This is a genomic window from Methanosarcina acetivorans C2A (genome assembly GCF_000007345.1).
In the GTDB taxonomy this organism is placed as follows: domain Archaea; phylum Halobacteriota; class Methanosarcinia; order Methanosarcinales; family Methanosarcinaceae; genus Methanosarcina; species Methanosarcina acetivorans.
The window spans coordinates 2039420-2054554 of sequence record NC_003552.1 but is presented as its reverse complement, the minus strand read 5'-3'; the positions used below and the strand labels follow the sequence as shown (position 1 = coordinate 2054554).

General features: G+C 40.3%; 13 protein-coding genes. 3 read left to right on the top strand and 10 right to left on the bottom strand.

The annotated features are described in order from the left end of the window. Nucleotides 1-9: 9 nt before the first annotated feature. Nucleotides 10-294, top strand: a complete 285-nt coding sequence (locus MA_RS08895; RefSeq protein ID WP_011021717.1) for a ubiquitin-like small modifier protein 1 — start codon at nucleotides 10-12, stop codon at nucleotides 292-294. Between the two features lie 210 nt (nucleotides 295-504). On the opposite strand, the gene MA_RS08890 is transcribed toward MA_RS08895, so the two are convergent. Further along, on the bottom strand, nucleotides 505-1662 hold the full coding sequence (locus MA_RS08890; RefSeq protein WP_048065191.1) for an LL-diaminopimelate aminotransferase: 1158 nt from the start codon (nucleotides 1660-1662) through the stop codon (nucleotides 505-507). A 164-nt stretch (nucleotides 1663-1826) separates the two neighbouring features. Here MA_RS08890 and MA_RS08885 point away from each other — a divergent pair, with 164 nt between their 5' ends. Beyond that, a complete protein-coding gene (locus MA_RS08885; protein WP_048065190.1) occupies nucleotides 1827-2186 on the top strand; it encodes a hypothetical protein in 360 nt (119 codons plus the stop codon). 119 nt (nucleotides 2187-2305) lie between these two features. Here MA_RS08885 and MA_RS08880 read toward each other — a convergent pair whose 3' ends face one another. The 6 genes from MA_RS08880 to MA_RS08855 all read right to left on the bottom strand — a co-directional run bounded on the left by MA_RS08880 (nucleotide 2306) and on the right by MA_RS08855 (nucleotide 10125). Next, complete coding sequence (locus tag MA_RS08880) at nucleotides 2306-2773, bottom strand: DUF2124 family protein (RefSeq protein ID WP_011021715.1); 468 nt, start codon at nucleotides 2771-2773, stop codon at nucleotides 2306-2308. A gap of 351 nt (nucleotides 2774-3124) precedes the next feature. Further along, nucleotides 3125-4090 (bottom strand): methenyltetrahydromethanopterin cyclohydrolase, encoded by a 966-nt coding sequence (mch, locus tag MA_RS08875; RefSeq protein WP_011021714.1) that lies wholly within the window; start codon nucleotides 4088-4090, stop codon nucleotides 3125-3127. Nucleotides 4091-4626: 536 nt separating this feature from the next. Further along, the gene (locus MA_RS08870; RefSeq protein WP_048066252.1) at nucleotides 4627-5823 is read right to left on the bottom strand and encodes a peptidase U32 family protein; all 1197 of its coding nucleotides are present in this window, start codon (nucleotides 5821-5823) and stop codon (nucleotides 4627-4629) included. Nucleotides 5824-6866: 1043 nt separating this feature from the next. Continuing rightward, complete coding sequence (locus MA_RS08865) at nucleotides 6867-7562, bottom strand: epoxyqueuosine reductase (RefSeq protein ID WP_011021712.1); 696 nt, start codon at nucleotides 7560-7562, stop codon at nucleotides 6867-6869. A 1568-nt stretch (nucleotides 7563-9130) separates the two neighbouring features. After that, nucleotides 9131-9553: a hypothetical protein gene (locus MA_RS08860; RefSeq protein ID WP_011021710.1), complete on the bottom strand. Its 423-nt coding sequence runs from the start codon at nucleotides 9551-9553 to the stop codon at nucleotides 9131-9133. A 230-nt stretch (nucleotides 9554-9783) separates the two neighbouring features. Beyond that, on the bottom strand, nucleotides 9784-10125 hold the full coding sequence (locus tag MA_RS08855; protein WP_226990805.1) for a hypothetical protein: 342 nt from the start codon (nucleotides 10123-10125) through the stop codon (nucleotides 9784-9786). A gap of 165 nt (nucleotides 10126-10290) precedes the next feature. Here MA_RS08855 and MA_RS08850 point away from each other — a divergent pair, with 165 nt between their 5' ends. Then, entirely contained in the window at nucleotides 10291-11580 is a 1290-nt protein-coding gene (locus MA_RS08850) for a sensor histidine kinase (RefSeq protein WP_226990804.1), read from the top strand. Between the two features lie 890 nt (nucleotides 11581-12470). Here the strand turns inward: MA_RS08850 and MA_RS08845 are convergent. The 3 genes from MA_RS08845 to MA_RS08835 form a co-directional block, all read right to left on the bottom strand. Continuing rightward, nucleotides 12471-13100, bottom strand: coding sequence for a CatA-like O-acetyltransferase (locus MA_RS08845; protein ID WP_011021707.1), 630 nt, complete (start codon nucleotides 13098-13100; stop codon nucleotides 12471-12473). 443 nt (nucleotides 13101-13543) lie between these two features. Further along, the gene (locus MA_RS08840; protein WP_011021706.1) at nucleotides 13544-13972 is read right to left on the bottom strand and encodes a hypothetical protein; all 429 of its coding nucleotides are present in this window, start codon (nucleotides 13970-13972) and stop codon (nucleotides 13544-13546) included. Between the two features lie 116 nt (nucleotides 13973-14088). Further along, entirely contained in the window at nucleotides 14089-14700 is a 612-nt protein-coding gene (locus MA_RS08835; protein ID WP_048065188.1) for a GNAT family N-acetyltransferase, read from the bottom strand. Between the last annotated feature and the right edge of the window lie 435 nt (nucleotides 14701-15135).

Sequence of the window (15135 nt, the reverse complement as noted above, 5' to 3'; positions counted from 1 at the left end):
GAGATAGGCTTGAAAATCCACGTAAAGTTCCTTGCAACTATCCGTGAAATTACCGGCAAACCCGAAATAGAACTTGAGATCCTTCCCGGCGACACCGTCGGAACCGCCCTGCAGGCTCTTCAAGCCCGCTACGGGCCGGAGTTCAAAGAAGCCACAACAGGCACAACTGCAGGCGGGATTCCGAAAGTAAGGTTCCTTGTCAACGGAAGAAACACCGACTTCCTGGATGGGTTCGAGACCGAATTAAAAGCAGGGGACGTGATGGTCTTTGTCCCTCCAGTTGCCGGGGGATGAAAGGAATACGGGAAAGAACAAACAGAAAAGAACAAACAGAAAAGAACAAACAGAAAAGAACAGTAAATATGGAAACTCTGATCAAAACCTTGAAATAAACTCGGATATAAAAAGGAGATTTTAGGCAGCTTTTTCAGTATGCCGCCTGTTTTGACTGTTTTGAGTTATTTGAATTACGGCGAGTCCGGTTTCAGGGATTTTCCGGATTGCTTAGAACTGCAGTTTCTTCATCCTTTCTACAGCTTCTTTGATCCTCTCGACCGGCTTGGTGAGGGCAAACCTGACGTAACCTTCGCCAGCGTCTCCGAAGCCGACTCCGGGAGTTGCGACGATTCCGGCTTCTTCCAGGAGGAGTTTTGCAAACTCTATTGAAGTAAAACCTGTCGGGACAGGAGCCCAGACGTAGAAGGTTGCTTTTGGGGGTTTTACTTCAAGGCCCATGGCTGTAAGCCCTTCAATCAGGACGTTGCGCCTTTCTTCATAGATTTTATTGGTATCGTCAACGCAGGCCTGGGAAGAGGAAAGAGCTGCAATGCCTGCTATCTGGATTGCATCAAAAACGCCGGAATCCACGTTGGACTTAACCTTCCCGAGCCCCTTTATTAGGGCTTTGCTTCCTACGGCAAACCCGAGTCTCCAGCCGGTCATGTTGTAGGTCTTGGAGTGGGAGTAAAGCTCGATCCCTATGTCCATTGCCCCTTCTGCTGCTAGGAAGGAAGGGGCATCGTACCCGTCGTAGACCATCTGGCTGTAGGCATTGTCATGCACCGCAATGATGTCGTTTTTCTTGCAGAACTCAACAACCTTTTCAAAGAATTTCATGTCCGCAGTTGCCGATGTTGGATTGTTCGGGTAATTGAAGAAGAAGAGCTTCGCCCTTTTCAGGATATCTGCCGGAATTGAGTCCAGGTCAGGCAGGAAGCTGTTCTCAGCCTTCAGAGGCAGTGAATACGGCTCTCCTCCTGCAAAAAGAGTACCGATCTTATATACAGGATACCCGGGATCGGTATAGAGCACGACGTCTCCTGGGTTGACAAAGGCGAGCGGGATATGAGCAACTGCTTCCTTTGACCCTATCAGGGAAAGGACTTCGGTTGCAGGGTCAAGTTCAATTCCCTTATATTTTTTGCACCATTCAGCCGCAGCCTCCCGAAACTCCGGCATGCCGGCATAAGAAGGGTACTGGTGAGTCTTGGGGTCGCAAACAGCCTCGCGCATGGCCTCCACAATGTGCGGGTGGGTCGGAAGGTCAGGGTCTCCCACTCCAAGGTCGATCACGTCTACCCCCTTTGCAATCATTTCGTCCTTAGCTTCATCAATCGCTGCAAAAAGATATGGTGGTAATGCGTTTATGCGGTCAGAATACATTGGAAAAGTCACCTGAATATGAATTTACAGTATGTAATTCTGCATATTTACGGCAGTGGGGCTATTAAAAGGTATGGGATGAAGAAGAGGTATTAAAAAGAAACATACAGTATCATTTTTAGTATAATGAACCGAACACTGGAAACTTTTTTTATATTATTATAATGTACAAAACACCGGAAACTTTTATACCATATAATGTAAATATTTTTTATGTGTATAAAACTAAACTTGCTATTTTGAGTTTTATTGCATCGGAATTATTTATTTTAACAATTGAATTGACATTTGGAGTTCCGCTTAACGTTTATTATTATCTTGACCCTACTCGTACAAACGCAGCCGATGCTATGATTCCCCTTTGGCCAGCTACCGAGGGGTGGGCTGAATCCACTGGAAATCTAGAAACAGTGGTAAATTTTTTAAGTATGTTCTTGAGGTTTATGTCGTCTCCTGCCCTTTTGATTGCAGGGGTGGTTTATCTGTTAGCACCGGATGACGAAAGTAGAACAGAACCTGATTAATACGTCTAAGTCCGATAAAAAAGGATGAAAAAAAGAATTTGTTGGCAAACTGTTATAAGCAGTTTACTCACCGGCTTTAAGTAGTAATTTTGTTTTTTCTGCATTTGTGGCTTTAAGTTTCAGGGTTGAAGCACTTCAACAGCCAGGTCGGCATTAATTATATAATCAAAGTTGATAATCTCGTCCCATTTCTGCAGCGTAAACATTGCCTGGAAACAGACTCCGATGATTTTTCTTTTCGCCGAACCTTCCAGAACCTTTTCTGTGATTTCTTTAGCTTTTTCCGGGCTGACGCCGATCTTTGGCATCGCAAGCCCTCCGAGCAGGACAACAGTGTCAGCATGGGCGTCTATGGGTTCTCCAAGCTGTATTCCCTCGGGGGTCATGGAGATTGACCTGGCTTTTTCAAAGTCCAGGTTGGGGATAAAAGCAAGTTTTTTGTCCCTGACCACAAAACCCAGAAGTTCTGCAAATGGGGTGCAGAACCCCGGAGTTCCCACAAATGTAATTTTTTCTACTCCGTCTATGAGACCCTTGAAGCTGTTCAGGATGCCTCCTACTCCCTGAGAGGTGTTTATTATCGGCATTAAAATCTTCTCCTAACTCTTCTCCTTTTTATCCTAAATCTTCTTATCGATACTTCATAAAAGCCTGCTTTTCGGGGACTTTCTTTACAGTATCAATTTACAGTATCATCTACTTCCACAATAAGATTGGAAACATTCCCATAAATAAGTTGAGTTAAGCACCGCAATTATCTCAGGATAGGGCAAAAACAGAGAAAAAGGCAGAAAAAACAGAGGAAATAAGAAAAATAGAGGCAATGGATAAAGGAGCAGAAAAAAACGAGAAAAAACAGCAAGAAATGGAAAAAAGAAAAAAATAGCAAGAAATGGAAAAAAAGAAAAAAAAAGAAAAGTAAAAAGAACAAATGCTCTTTAAACGTTTCTGATTCCGAAGGACTCAAGCAGGATTTCGGGATAGAGCCCGCCGCTTGAAATGGTCTTTGTGCTCTTGAGATCGTTTACAGTGACCCTGGCAGGAGCGAACATACCTGCGTCAACTTTGAAGAAGTCGAAGTTTGCGGCTTTGAAGGTCTGGTAGAAGGGCTTTCCGAAGTCATTGGAGGTGGTTGATGGGACTTTCTTTACAAAGTCTTCGAGTTCGGCCAGCTCGCCTTCGAAGCGGACTGTGTAGTTGGTCTCACCGCAGTAGATCACACAGTCATTTGTTGAGCCCATGCACTGGACATCGTTTCCGACAACCGGGGCTATGGGGGCAATTCCGTACCCGCTCTTGATACAGTTGATATCAAAACCAATGGATTCGAACTTGTGGATCCCGGTTTCCACAACACGGGCTGAGATCTGGACCGAGCCTGCAATGGAAGCTGTCGGGGCAACGGCGATCATGACGTTTTCCGGCTCCACGCCGCAGTGCTTTGCAATGTACTCAACCACTTTCTCATCAGGAAGCTTGTCGGACTCCATTACAAGGACCGCAACTTCGAAATCATCCTCATACCCGATTTCTTCGTAAAGCTCTTTGGGTTTTAGACCGAGGGCACGGGCAGGGCCGGAACCCATTCCAAAGTAATCTCCTACAGAGATCCTCCAGCCTGCGTACTGGGAAGCCATGCAGGCAATTAACGGGTTGTCGGTTGCCACCTGGATGGCAGGCCATTTGATACCGTTGAGGTCAAAGGTGCTGTATTTAAGGTCAGCAAGATCACCAAGGCAGAGTCTTGCCAGGTACATTCCGGCTTCATATCCGCCTTCGGCTTTAACTCCACAGTCAATGATTGTGGCCCCGCTGTTAAGCTTGGTTACTTCCGTTTTCAGGTCTTCACTCCAGTCGAGCATCTCTTCGATGACGTATGATCCCATTTCGTTGACGCTTATCAAAATATCACCTTACTTATCGGTCAGATAATTGTTTATCGAAGTTGTTTGTCTAAATTATTTATCGAACTATTTATCTAAATTAATTCTCTAAGTTGTTTATCGCAATCGTCTACAGACCGGCAAAGGCCATGAGCTGGCTGTAAACCATTATCAGATGGTGGCTACCAATCGAGGTGCGATTTACCCGGCTGGAAGTTGGTCCTGTCAGATGAGCATTATACTGAATATTGAGCCTACACCGAATAAATGAGTTACACTGAATAGCCAAGTTTCTGGATAACTAGCTATACTGAATAACCAAGTTTCTGGATAACTAGCTATATACTGAATGACCAAGTTTCTGAATAACTAAGTTTTTGAACAACTGAGCTGTATTGAAAGACTGACCCTATGTGAGTAATTGAGCCAACTCTTTTCAGTTGTTTTCGTAAGCTGTAATCCGTATAAGGAAGAATCCAATATATAGATACTGTTATAATATTTTAATTGAATAATACTAATTTACTTAGATAATACAATTGATCAAATACAATTGATCAGATTATAAAGATTCGGTCGTTTTTTCTGACTACTCCATCAACAGCAAGCCCAACTTCGTCCCCTTTTTCGGTATTTTGCAGGCTCATGCCTTCTTTCATAATCGAGCGAACCTGCTGCTTCAGATAGGTAGTACTGCCTTCGATCAGGATCTCATCCCCTATCGTAAGCCCTTCTTCAAGGAGTCTTATTGCTGCAGCCTGCTGTCTGGGATAATAATTCTCTACAATCCCTGCAGCCCTGCGTTTCTTTTCCGAGGCATTCATACCCTTTTCGGGAGAAAAAACTTCCAGGCCCGGAACTCCGAAGTAAAACCCGGTAGAAAAGCCCCTGTTATACACCGAAGCCAATTCGGTTCTCCAGACCTCTACTTTTTCAGGGGTATAGCTTCCTGCTTTGCAGGCATCAATTGCTTCCCTGTAGCAGCGAGAGACCACTTCCAGGTATCCGGGATCACGCAGCCTGCCCTCTACCTTAAACGCATTTATCCCGGCTTCAATCAGTTCCGGCACATACCCTATCATACATAAATCTTTTGCACTGAGAAGGTATTTTCCCCTGCTTTCCATAACTAGCCCGTTTTCCCCGTGAAGCTCCCATTCCCAGCGGCAGGGCTGGGTGCATTCCCCGCAGTTTCCGGATTTTCCAAGGACATATGCCGAAAGGTGACACCTGCCCGAAACCGCCATGCACATAGCCCCGTGAACGAAAGCTTCGATTTCGACCTCCGTCTGCTGCCTGATTTGCCGGATCTCCTCAAGGGAAAGTTCTCTCGAAAAAACGATCCTTTCAGCCCCGAGGCTCCTGTAAAACTCAGCTGTTTCGTGGTTCGTAACGTTTGCCTGGGTAGAGATATGGACCCTGAGCCCGGCTTTACGAGCCCTGAGGATAACAGCTGGGTCCCAGGCGATAACTGCGTCCACTCCGGCTCTTACCGCTGCAGCTACCACGGCTTCGACTTCACCAAGCCTGGCTTCGTTCACGGTCGAGTTTACGGCCAGATAAGCTTTCAGCCCCTTTGCCCTGACCTCAGAAACAAAATCCTCCAGATTTTCAAGGGAAATCTCTTTTGCCTTTGCCCTCAGGCTGAGCCTGTCCGTTGAAAAATAGACGGCATCAGCATACCTGGAACATGCCTCAAGCCCTGCAAGGTTTCTGACGCCAAGGATGAGTTCCGGTTCCGAACTTTTATGCATGAGAGAGAAAAATGCTCCAACTTTCATTTAAGAATATCTTTGCTCTTTTCATCATAAAAAAGGAAAAAATGCAGACATATCGTATCCGGTAAGAAATGTAGACTTATTACGTCTCATCATAACCCGTAAACTTATCATATTCAGCAAAATAGAACAAGATTAACAGGAAGATTTATATAAAGATACGGTGTTCATAAAAATAATAATTAAGTTGAGTTCATAATGAAAGAATTTAGCTAACAGCGAAAAAAATAGAGACTTCTGAGGTCTCGAACATGGGGGCAAATGAATGGAACATGAACCCGAAGATATGGAACTCAAAGCCGTAAAACTCGAAGAAGTAGAAAGAGATTACGTGGAATTCAGAAGGGAAATGGGAGAAGAGTAAACGGGAAACTAATAGAATCGAATTAAAAGAGTGAAGATACGGATCAAAATTCACCAATATTATTTACTACTTTTTATTTCCTAATTTCAATCTTATTTACTACATTTTATTTCCTAATTTTTATGTTATTTATATTTTTTACACTCTCTGGTATTCAGATCAACAAAATAAGTCTTTCTACCCGAAAAAAAACTATTCAAAGAAAACCACTTTCTCACTTCGCTGGAAAATTTTAAGTAATATAAAAATAGTTAAGAACTAACAAGTTTTATAAAAACTTGGAAAAACGGAAAAACGGAAAAACGAACCCCCAGATAACAAAATATCCAGAGATTGGTAATGAACCTGAACTCTTGATGGTATTCTTTTTTATCCTATTTTTCCAGGTTACTCGATTTTATTCCAATTTTTCCATTTCATTCTAAACCAAACTTCTTTTAAGATCGAATAACACCGGATTTTTTGGTGATCTCAGCCTCAAAATATATTAATCGGCATCCTTCTGAGTCTAAGGTATCTAAGACCATCTCTCTGGACGAATTTTAAGTTCCAATCCTTCCGGGTCCGGGAGAAAAAAATGAGACATGGCTCCGGAAAAGAGAAGAGCAAAGAGGATAAGACTCGGAAAGTCTTCTTCAACGGATTTTGGAAATTCTTAAAACCGATCCAGAGGGCACACTTTTATACAAAGCCCACACCGAAGTCCACCGAGAACATTGAACATGTACTCAGCGCATTTCTCCCTGTGAATCACCCCTTCTGCGGTAATGGCACCTGCAGGGCATATTTTGATGCACTTCATGCAGGCGCTGCATGCATCGTTGATAAAAGGCAGTTGAGTATTTTTATCTCCATCCAGTGGAGCGTCTGTCAGGATGGCAGTCATACGGACTTTAGGCCCAAAATCTTTTGTGATGAGAAGATGGTTCATGCCGAAGTTTCCCAGGCCTGCATGGTATGCGGCGTATTTGAAAGAAAAATCCGCTTTAAGGGTCTTGCGGTCTGCATACCAGTAGCCGAACTCGCTCCCTTCACTCGGAGCAATCGTTGCCTTATATCCCTTCTTTTCAATGAATCTGGCTATTTGAAAAGCAATTATTCTCAATGTGGCTGTACCTGCCATAAGAGTATTTGTATACTCGGCTCTGCCTCTGGGCAGTGTGTCAAAAGCTCCCCGTGGTATGGAAACCCCCAGAATTATCACAGACTGGAGATCTGTCATCACATCCTGGGGTTTATTTCCGGTGTACTCAGAATTTTCAAAGCAGGAGGGATCGACTATGCCGACAAAATCAGCGCCTGATCTAAAGGCCATATCTTTCAAAACTTCCGTAATGCTGGTCTCTACCATCTTTTATCTCCTTTTTTTTACAGGTCTTGGAAAAAGTGGTTATGAAAAACGAAGATTGAGAATGTAAAGTTTTTGATCTCAATTTTCAGAGCAGTCAACCTGGAATTTCACTTTTTCATACTTGTGTTTCCAGATTAGATACCTGTTGTTACCTGTTATTTTCTGATAACTTTTATAATATGTAATACTTTCCAGGAAAGTGTATTTTAGCTGTGGGGTTAGAAAACAACCATGAACCAAATTGACCGATTTACGGCATCTATTTTACTAGCCCAGGGATAAATAAAAAAAGTTTAAGAAATGGCTGGAATTAGGAGGGGAAAGTAGGAGAGGGAAAGTTTTCATTTCAAATTTTGAGGTTGTTGGAGGGACTGGATCGAATTCGATCCGTCCCTCATGTTCTCATCGTTGTCAAGCTATGCACACTTGCCAAATATTTCTACACTTCCATAGTATATAAAATTAGTGAAGAAGTTCGGGAGTTTATACATTTAACGTGAACCATGTCCCTATCAGGGGAAAAATTGCTCGGTTCAGGGCAAAGGATACCTTTTTTCCGGACACGAAGAGTATTTTAGTAAATTATTATGGAAAACTTCGGATACATATTTACTCGTTTTTCTTTCAGAATACAGAATAGTTAGGGTTCACATAATATCTTTTTGTGTAATGTGTTTGCTCGGAGATAGAAAGTTATTTATAGTTTTAAGTAGGTAATAGGTTACCGTTTTCCTATCATATAAGAAAAACAACCCTACAAAACTGTGATAGAAAACTTGTAATAGGCGACCCGGGGGGTGGAAGAAACAACAGAGAAGAAAAAGTAACCAGAAGCAGATTAACATGATTTTTTTCGCAATGGCATGTTTACCTCTTGACGAAATAAAATCTTGGAAAGTCTTAGAGTCTTCTGTGTACGAAACAGACCACTAAAAGATCAAAAACTTGTTTATACCCAACCAGTGTGAACCTCCAAAAAGTCTACTGTATAGGACTTACGCACCTAAAAAACAAATGTGATTCAAAAGTTGAGATTCTGTTACCGTTCTCGATTTGACTGCGCAAGTCCTAAAAACGAAATTCAAATGCTGCCAAACTCTAAAATGGGGAGTCCAAAAAAACGGGAGTCAAAAAGTGCATACTTAAAAAAGAATCCACAACCCTGTAAAAAATGGCAAATTGAAAAACAAATCAAGGGTCTGGATAAAAATAGGAAGTATATAACGGAACCGGGTCTTGGTTAAAATGGCAAACTGAGAAAAATCCAGGGCCTGGTGAAAAAACTACTTTTACATTATTTTTGATGTAAAAATATTGAGGTAGAAGACCTGCCGGAATTCTGAAAAATAATTGCAGTCACTTCCCGCACAATTTTTTCATGCATAATATTTCTCATGTTGTTCCCATTCAGGACCTCAATGATTTTCCTCATCTGGATTCAATCCATACCGATCTTATTTCTATCAATTTCAGTTACTAATCCTGGGGAACGGCTGCCAATCAATTCTGAAATGTCAAGTTTGTCAAACACGCTGGCAATAAGGCCACGATGAAGATGAGTTATGGATTCAAAGCTGGAAAAACTGAGAAAAAGAGTCAAACAAAAAATAAAGAGTATTTTTTTTCGTGTAACCCCCCGTTTCTCCCGGATCAGCAAAATAGAGCCTTTTTCTATCCGGACAATACATACCAAGCTCAAGCTGGATCCTCTCTATAAGCCCCATACAGCAGCTCCCTGTAACTCCGTAATTTTCCTCCAGAATCCCCATAAGGGTTTCTACCTCAATTCCATCATGGATAACTTTTTGCAGGCTCTGAAGGATGCTTCTGACAAGCTCTTCTTCAGTTAGAGAATCCTGTATCTCGATATTTTCAACCACATACCTGCAAGCCTGCTTCTCTCCCTCGAAATGCAGATGTTCCAGAGCGGATAACCTGACGTCATGGTACATCTCACTACCACAAACCGGACAATGTATTTTTATAAACATTATTAAACTCCCATCAGGGAATTAAATCACCTCTAAAGATATAAGAAATAATCAAGCATGCTGAAAGTAATCAAAAACCTGAACGTGGAGTAAGTTTCATTATTGAGAACTAAAAAGGGCATCATCTAAGGGCATCATCTTTAAATTTACAGTATACAGGCAGAGAAGAACTATGCTTCTTTAACAGGGCTCGAAGGTGTTACCCTCATTTTATTGAAGCGAATCAGACTTTATTCAAAAAAAACTTTTCTAAGGTTCTCCTCTTTAGTTCCTTTTTCTTTTTCCGATTCCGCAATATTTTTACTCAAATTCCCCAGTTCCTTATATAAAAGTACACCAAGAGTGTCTTCAAAACTAAGATTTAATTTTTCAGATATCCTGGAGAGAATTTGAACATTTTTTTTAGATAAGAAAACCGGCTCTACTTCTTCTTTACCCCAGTGTAAAAGCACAACCTTTTCGACATCCATTTTTTTTATTTGCTTGACACAAAATTCAATACCATGACTTCTACTGCTGAATATTTTTTCATCACACAATCTTTCAAGCCACGATACAAGATCATTATCCATTGAGATAGTGAACCGTTCTTTCATCGCTAAATCATATCACTGATTATAATATAAACAATTGTATGAAAAAAGAACTGATAATAAGTTATTTATATGAATAATTAATAATATTGTATGATAAATACACCAATAAAGAACGGAATAGAATGTGAAAAGGAGGGGAGAATGCTGGATAAAAAGAGAGACATAATAGCAGAATCCTGCGACACAATGTTTCGTACAGCTTCAAGATATGTGCTAAGTATAATCCTCCTGTTAACTCCTTTGCTTTTGACGGATCAAGGGGTAGAGAAGACAAAAGTAAAACCCGCATCCTGGGAAAAAACAGTGTTTTTATGGAGAGAGGAAAACGAAAGTGAACTTTCGGGCAAGAATCTGCTGACCGATGAAAATGACTGCCGTTTACTCGTACAGAATATTAAAGGCTTTATAGGGTTCAGGACGGATGAAAACTTTGAACCGGTATTTATTGATGGAGACGTGAAAGGAGTAACCGGTTACAATAAAGAAGATTTTCTATCCAGCAGGGCAAGATGGTTGGAAATAATCGTATCCGAAGATTTGCCTCTGATTTTTAAGAATGTAAAAACGGCTTTGTCTAATCCGGTTGCCTCCACCGAAATCGAGTATCGGATACGGAATAGGGATGGTGACATAAAGTGGGTCAGGCAGGTTATTCAGAAAACTCCGTCAGATTCCGGAAAGCACGGAGAAGTACAGGGATTTGTTCGTGATATCACCGGAAGTAAACTGGCAGCAATTTCCCTGGAAAAAATGGAGAGAATCCGAATAAAAGAAATTAACCACAGGATAAAAAATAACCTTCAGGTGATCTCATCCCTGCTCAGTTTCGAAGCTGAAAAATCCACCGATCCTGAAATTCTTGAAGCCTTTCGGGAAACCCAGAACCGTATAGCTTCAATGTCTCTGATTCATCAGGAACTTTGCATAGGAGAAACATACACAATTGACCTTGCCGACTATCTTCGGAAACTCACTGCAGGGATTTTCAGCTCCTACCTGGTAGGAAATGAAAGGATCAATCTGAGACTCGACCTCGAACAGGTTTATATGGAAACAGATACCGCAGTACCTCTTGGTATTATTGTCAACGAACTGGTTTCAAATGCCCTGAAGCACGCCTTTCTACCTGGAAAAGAGGGAGAAATTCGAGTAAATCTTTCCCGGATGAAGAATTGCGAAAAAGAATTTAAAAACTCCAGGAGCTCAGGAATTGTACCGGGCTACTCAAATGGAAAGAATTTGCAGTTCATCCTGACTATAGAAGACAACGGCCGGGGGATTCCGGAATTAGGGGACCATCAGAATAAGGATTCTCTTGGATTGCAGCTCGTAAACATTTTTGTGGAACAGATAGGAGGTTCTATCGAACGTAAAAAAGACAAAGGGACAAAATTCAATATCCGCTTCAATAAGCTGGAAATTGAGAAATGAAGTTTTCCGGGGCATTAATTGCCAGTCGTCCAATTAGACATACTTGATGAGAACAATATTACATTCTCTTAATTCTATTGGAGTTCATCCCAAAACTAATTTTACTTCCACATTAATAAGAGTTTTAGAACTATTTCCCTAATCAGAAGATTTGTTGACTTCCTCCTATTCTATATTCAAGGACATTAGTCTGAGTTTTGGGATAAGCTCTTGGATAAATATATGACGCAGACTATTAAAAAAGCTATAATTACAATATTATTAAAATAAGCATTACAGGCATCCCATATCGATCATTATAGTATGAGCTGTTGAAGTTACGGCAGAGCTGGAAGTTATAGTACTCATGCTCGTCTCATCGGTTTAAAACATTTTTATTTTTTTGTATATCCGGTAGTTTCGAATAACCCAAGTTCCTCTGCTTCTTTCTCTTTCTATTATCTACTGTTAAATTTTTGAATATACAAAATATCAGGAAAATTTTCCTATATGCACAGGTTTTAGCCTAAAACCCACTCCCGGATTTCACGCTCTGTTTTTAGTCTCTCTTCACTTACCTGGAAACCTTCCATCATATTGCGTATAACGTTCCATGTTGACAACAGGCGAGAGAAACAAACTTTGCTTTATGTCAAAGTCATGATAGGAAAGCAGACTGAAATAGGCTCCCATACTACATGCAAACAAATGAATGTTACGCGAGCAACTTTGCATACTCGTAAACAGCGGCCAGATCAATTACACAAGCTCGGAGATTACACAATCTCGGAGTCCTGAACGTACAGGAATATAACCGGCTGGCGATGCGTTGATTATACAGATATCTGAAGACATAACTTTAAGAAAAGTAAAAATTAGTGAACCGCTGGTCCTCCCATTATGCTTATAATCTACACTTCGTCCAGGTATCTCTGTAGCTTATCCGCAAGTTTACCAATATGAATACCGTCAACAAATGCATGATGAACCTGGACTGCAAACGGCATCACTAATTTGCCATCCCTTCCATGATATTTTCCCCAATCAAATATGGGTTGTGCTTTTTCCCTATTTCCGAAATCCGTGTGCGAAATATGCGTAAATGTTATCCACGGCAAGGCAGAGAATTGATATACATCATTTTCTACAGGTCCTGTAAAATGTTCTTTTTGATTTTCTGCCGTTACGATTGCCAATTGTACAAACTTCTCAATCGTATCCTGCATGGGCACATTTACTACCTTAAATAATTCTGTTTCTTTATCCAGATATGTAAATGTGATGTCAACGGATTCATATAACACAACTTCACCATCAAGAAAACGATACCGAAACTCCTCGATTTCATTTGCGCATTTCGTAACAGCAAATATAAACGCCATCGTAAATGACAAGTTATTTTCTTTAACGTACCTTTTAAAATTCATCACATCGAGTTCAAAACTCACACAATATTGAGGCTGCACCGCACTCCTGTATATTTGACAATACTCTTTTCTTTTCCATGTTTCAAAATCTATTATTTGATAGCTGTTTCCCATTTTTTACACCTTCGCTCAATACAATCTACATTCCGATATTTCCTTTTTAGTTTCACGACATATTTTCGCTATAGATTTCATACATTACTGTTTCTTTAAGCGGTTTTCCGGAGATTATGGCAGTCAGTACTCAAAAAGCCCGTGGTGTAATAAACTAAGATAAGTTGGTGCAATAACCTAAGATAACTAATGCAGTTGGCTTAATGTATCCGGGGATTTTAAACTCTTTTCTTACAATATGAGGATCAAACAGTCCAACCTTTGAAACTCTATGATAATTAATTCTGTTTTCCTTAATTCTATGCGTCATTATCAGGGCCTCGCCTTTTAGGATGATGAATTAAGGGAAATTAAAAAACAGTTGATGGCATGAGAATTTTCTTTAGAATGAGTCTCCCTAAAAAGTAATGCGATTAAATCAAGTTTTGTGAGGAGCTCATTCATTAGTTATACAGTTTCCCATCCTGCAGTGTTTCCGAGAAGAAAATACCTTGAATTAAGTTTCCAAAAAGTCGACATGAATCATTCACACCAACATACTGCTTGCCATTCTTAAAAATAGTACCATTGTTTGCTCCGATTTCTATTTTGGAACCATCTCTCTGATAAAACGTGCATGTCGTATCTGCAGGTCCGCCATTAGCTTCTCCAAATCGAAAACTTAATACTTTCGCAACATTGACAGCTTTCTCAATATCTTCACCGCCGGTAAGATTAATGGTTTCGTTTCCCTGCACAATTTGCACAGATACAATATTCGTTTTTTCCAGTTCGTAAGCAACAGGTAAACCATGTGCAAGATAAAAATATACCACTAAAATAATAGTTGTAATAACAAGTGGTATTATAAAATTTGCAACCTTTTTGATCATTCGATTTTAACTCCGTTTTATTTCGTAAAGAATTTTCTTTACCTTTTTGTCACCGGGCCTGTTCCGTGACTGCCATGAATTTATCAAAAAGTTAATTCATCGCGTTCCTTCTTTATTTATAGTTTTAATTGAGTGTCCGTAATATGCTTTTCTTTGTAGGGAAATTGCTTTTCAAAATCCTCCAGCTCCTCATTTTCTATCTTAAAAACTTCGTCCTCATAAAATTTTCCTGAAACACCCTTCAAGCTACCGTCGTAGAGTTCCAATGCCATAAATGCGTCAAAATTATCGCCCCAGGACGTCCAAATATTATACTCTTTGGCACTGACAAAACCAAAACGATGATAGTAGTCGGGATTTCCAAAAATAATAATACCCTTATATCCCAGCTGCCTTGCCTTTTCGATAGAATGATTCATTAATAAAGAACCTATCCCCTGCTTTTGAGATGATGGCAATACTGCAAATGGGCCCATACATAAAACTTCGAACTCCTTATTTTCCGAATCTATGACCTTAGCTCTTGAATAGATAATGTTGCCGACGATTGTATCCTCATCACATGCAACAAAATCCAATTCTTTTACAAATGCAGGTACCTTTCTTATTTTATGCAATACAAGATGTTCATCACATCCCGGTTTGTATAAATCCCAGAATGCTTCTCTTGTCATGTATTCTACATTTTTGAAGTCCTTTTCTTCTTCCAATCTGATAGAAATGTTCATTGTCGTTTTCTCCTCCCTTCTCAGAGAAATCCGTTTCTGCAATGACTGAAAATGAAATTACTCCATTTTCACATCAAAACTAAAATCTTTTGCTATGTTTGTTTACATCTGCTTTTCACAATTGCTCCATCATACCTAATGTTTCATTTATACGTGAAGGATGTAATGGTCCTGACCTGTTTTGTCCTGATTCCTAAAGGATATGAAACATTAAATGTAGCTATACCATAAGATCAGCATAAAACCATAATTGATATTACTCCTAATTACAGGGATGCAATAAGCGGAGCTTTTGAGGTTCTATGATAATTCATTCTGGCATATAATGAGAAAGAAATATAATCTATCTTCCAGAAGAAGCACAGAAGAAGCACAGAAGAAGACAGCTTAAAAGAACTATTCATCCTCTGCCTTCCATATTCCATTATCTTCTAA

What these genes read in the sequence shown, in the direction of transcription:
- MA_RS08885 (WP_048065190.1), top strand. Translation starts at nt 1,827, where the DNA reads ATGTACAAAACACCGGAAACTTTTATACCATATAATGTAAATATTTTT.
- MA_RS08865 (WP_011021712.1), bottom strand. Translation starts at nt 7,562, where the DNA reads ATGGTAGAGACCAGCATTACGGAAGTTTTGAAAGATATGGCCTTTAGA.
- MA_RS08870 (WP_048066252.1), bottom strand. Translation starts at nt 5,823, where the DNA reads ATGCATAAAAGTTCGGAACCGGAACTCATCCTTGGCGTCAGAAACCTT.
- MA_RS08880 (WP_011021715.1), bottom strand. Translation starts at nt 2,773, where the DNA reads ATGCCGATAATAAACACCTCTCAGGGAGTAGGAGGCATCCTGAACAGC.
- MA_RS08840 (WP_011021706.1), bottom strand. Translation starts at nt 13,972, where the DNA reads ATGATCAAAAAGGTTGCAAATTTTATAATACCACTTGTTATTACAACT.
- MA_RS08850 (WP_226990804.1), top strand. Translation starts at nt 10,291, where the DNA reads ATGCTGGATAAAAAGAGAGACATAATAGCAGAATCCTGCGACACAATG.
- MA_RS08835 (WP_048065188.1), bottom strand. Translation starts at nt 14,700, where the DNA reads ATGAACATTTCTATCAGATTGGAAGAAGAAAAGGACTTCAAAAATGTA.
- MA_RS08855 (WP_226990805.1), bottom strand. Translation starts at nt 10,125, where the DNA reads ATGGATAATGATCTTGTATCGTGGCTTGAAAGATTGTGTGATGAAAAA.
- MA_RS08845 (WP_011021707.1), bottom strand. Translation starts at nt 13,100, where the DNA reads ATGGGAAACAGCTATCAAATAATAGATTTTGAAACATGGAAAAGAAAA.
- MA_RS08860 (WP_011021710.1), bottom strand. Translation starts at nt 9,553, where the DNA reads ATGTTTATAAAAATACATTGTCCGGTTTGTGGTAGTGAGATGTACCAT.
- MA_RS08890 (WP_048065191.1), bottom strand. Translation starts at nt 1,662, where the DNA reads ATGTATTCTGACCGCATAAACGCATTACCACCATATCTTTTTGCAGCG.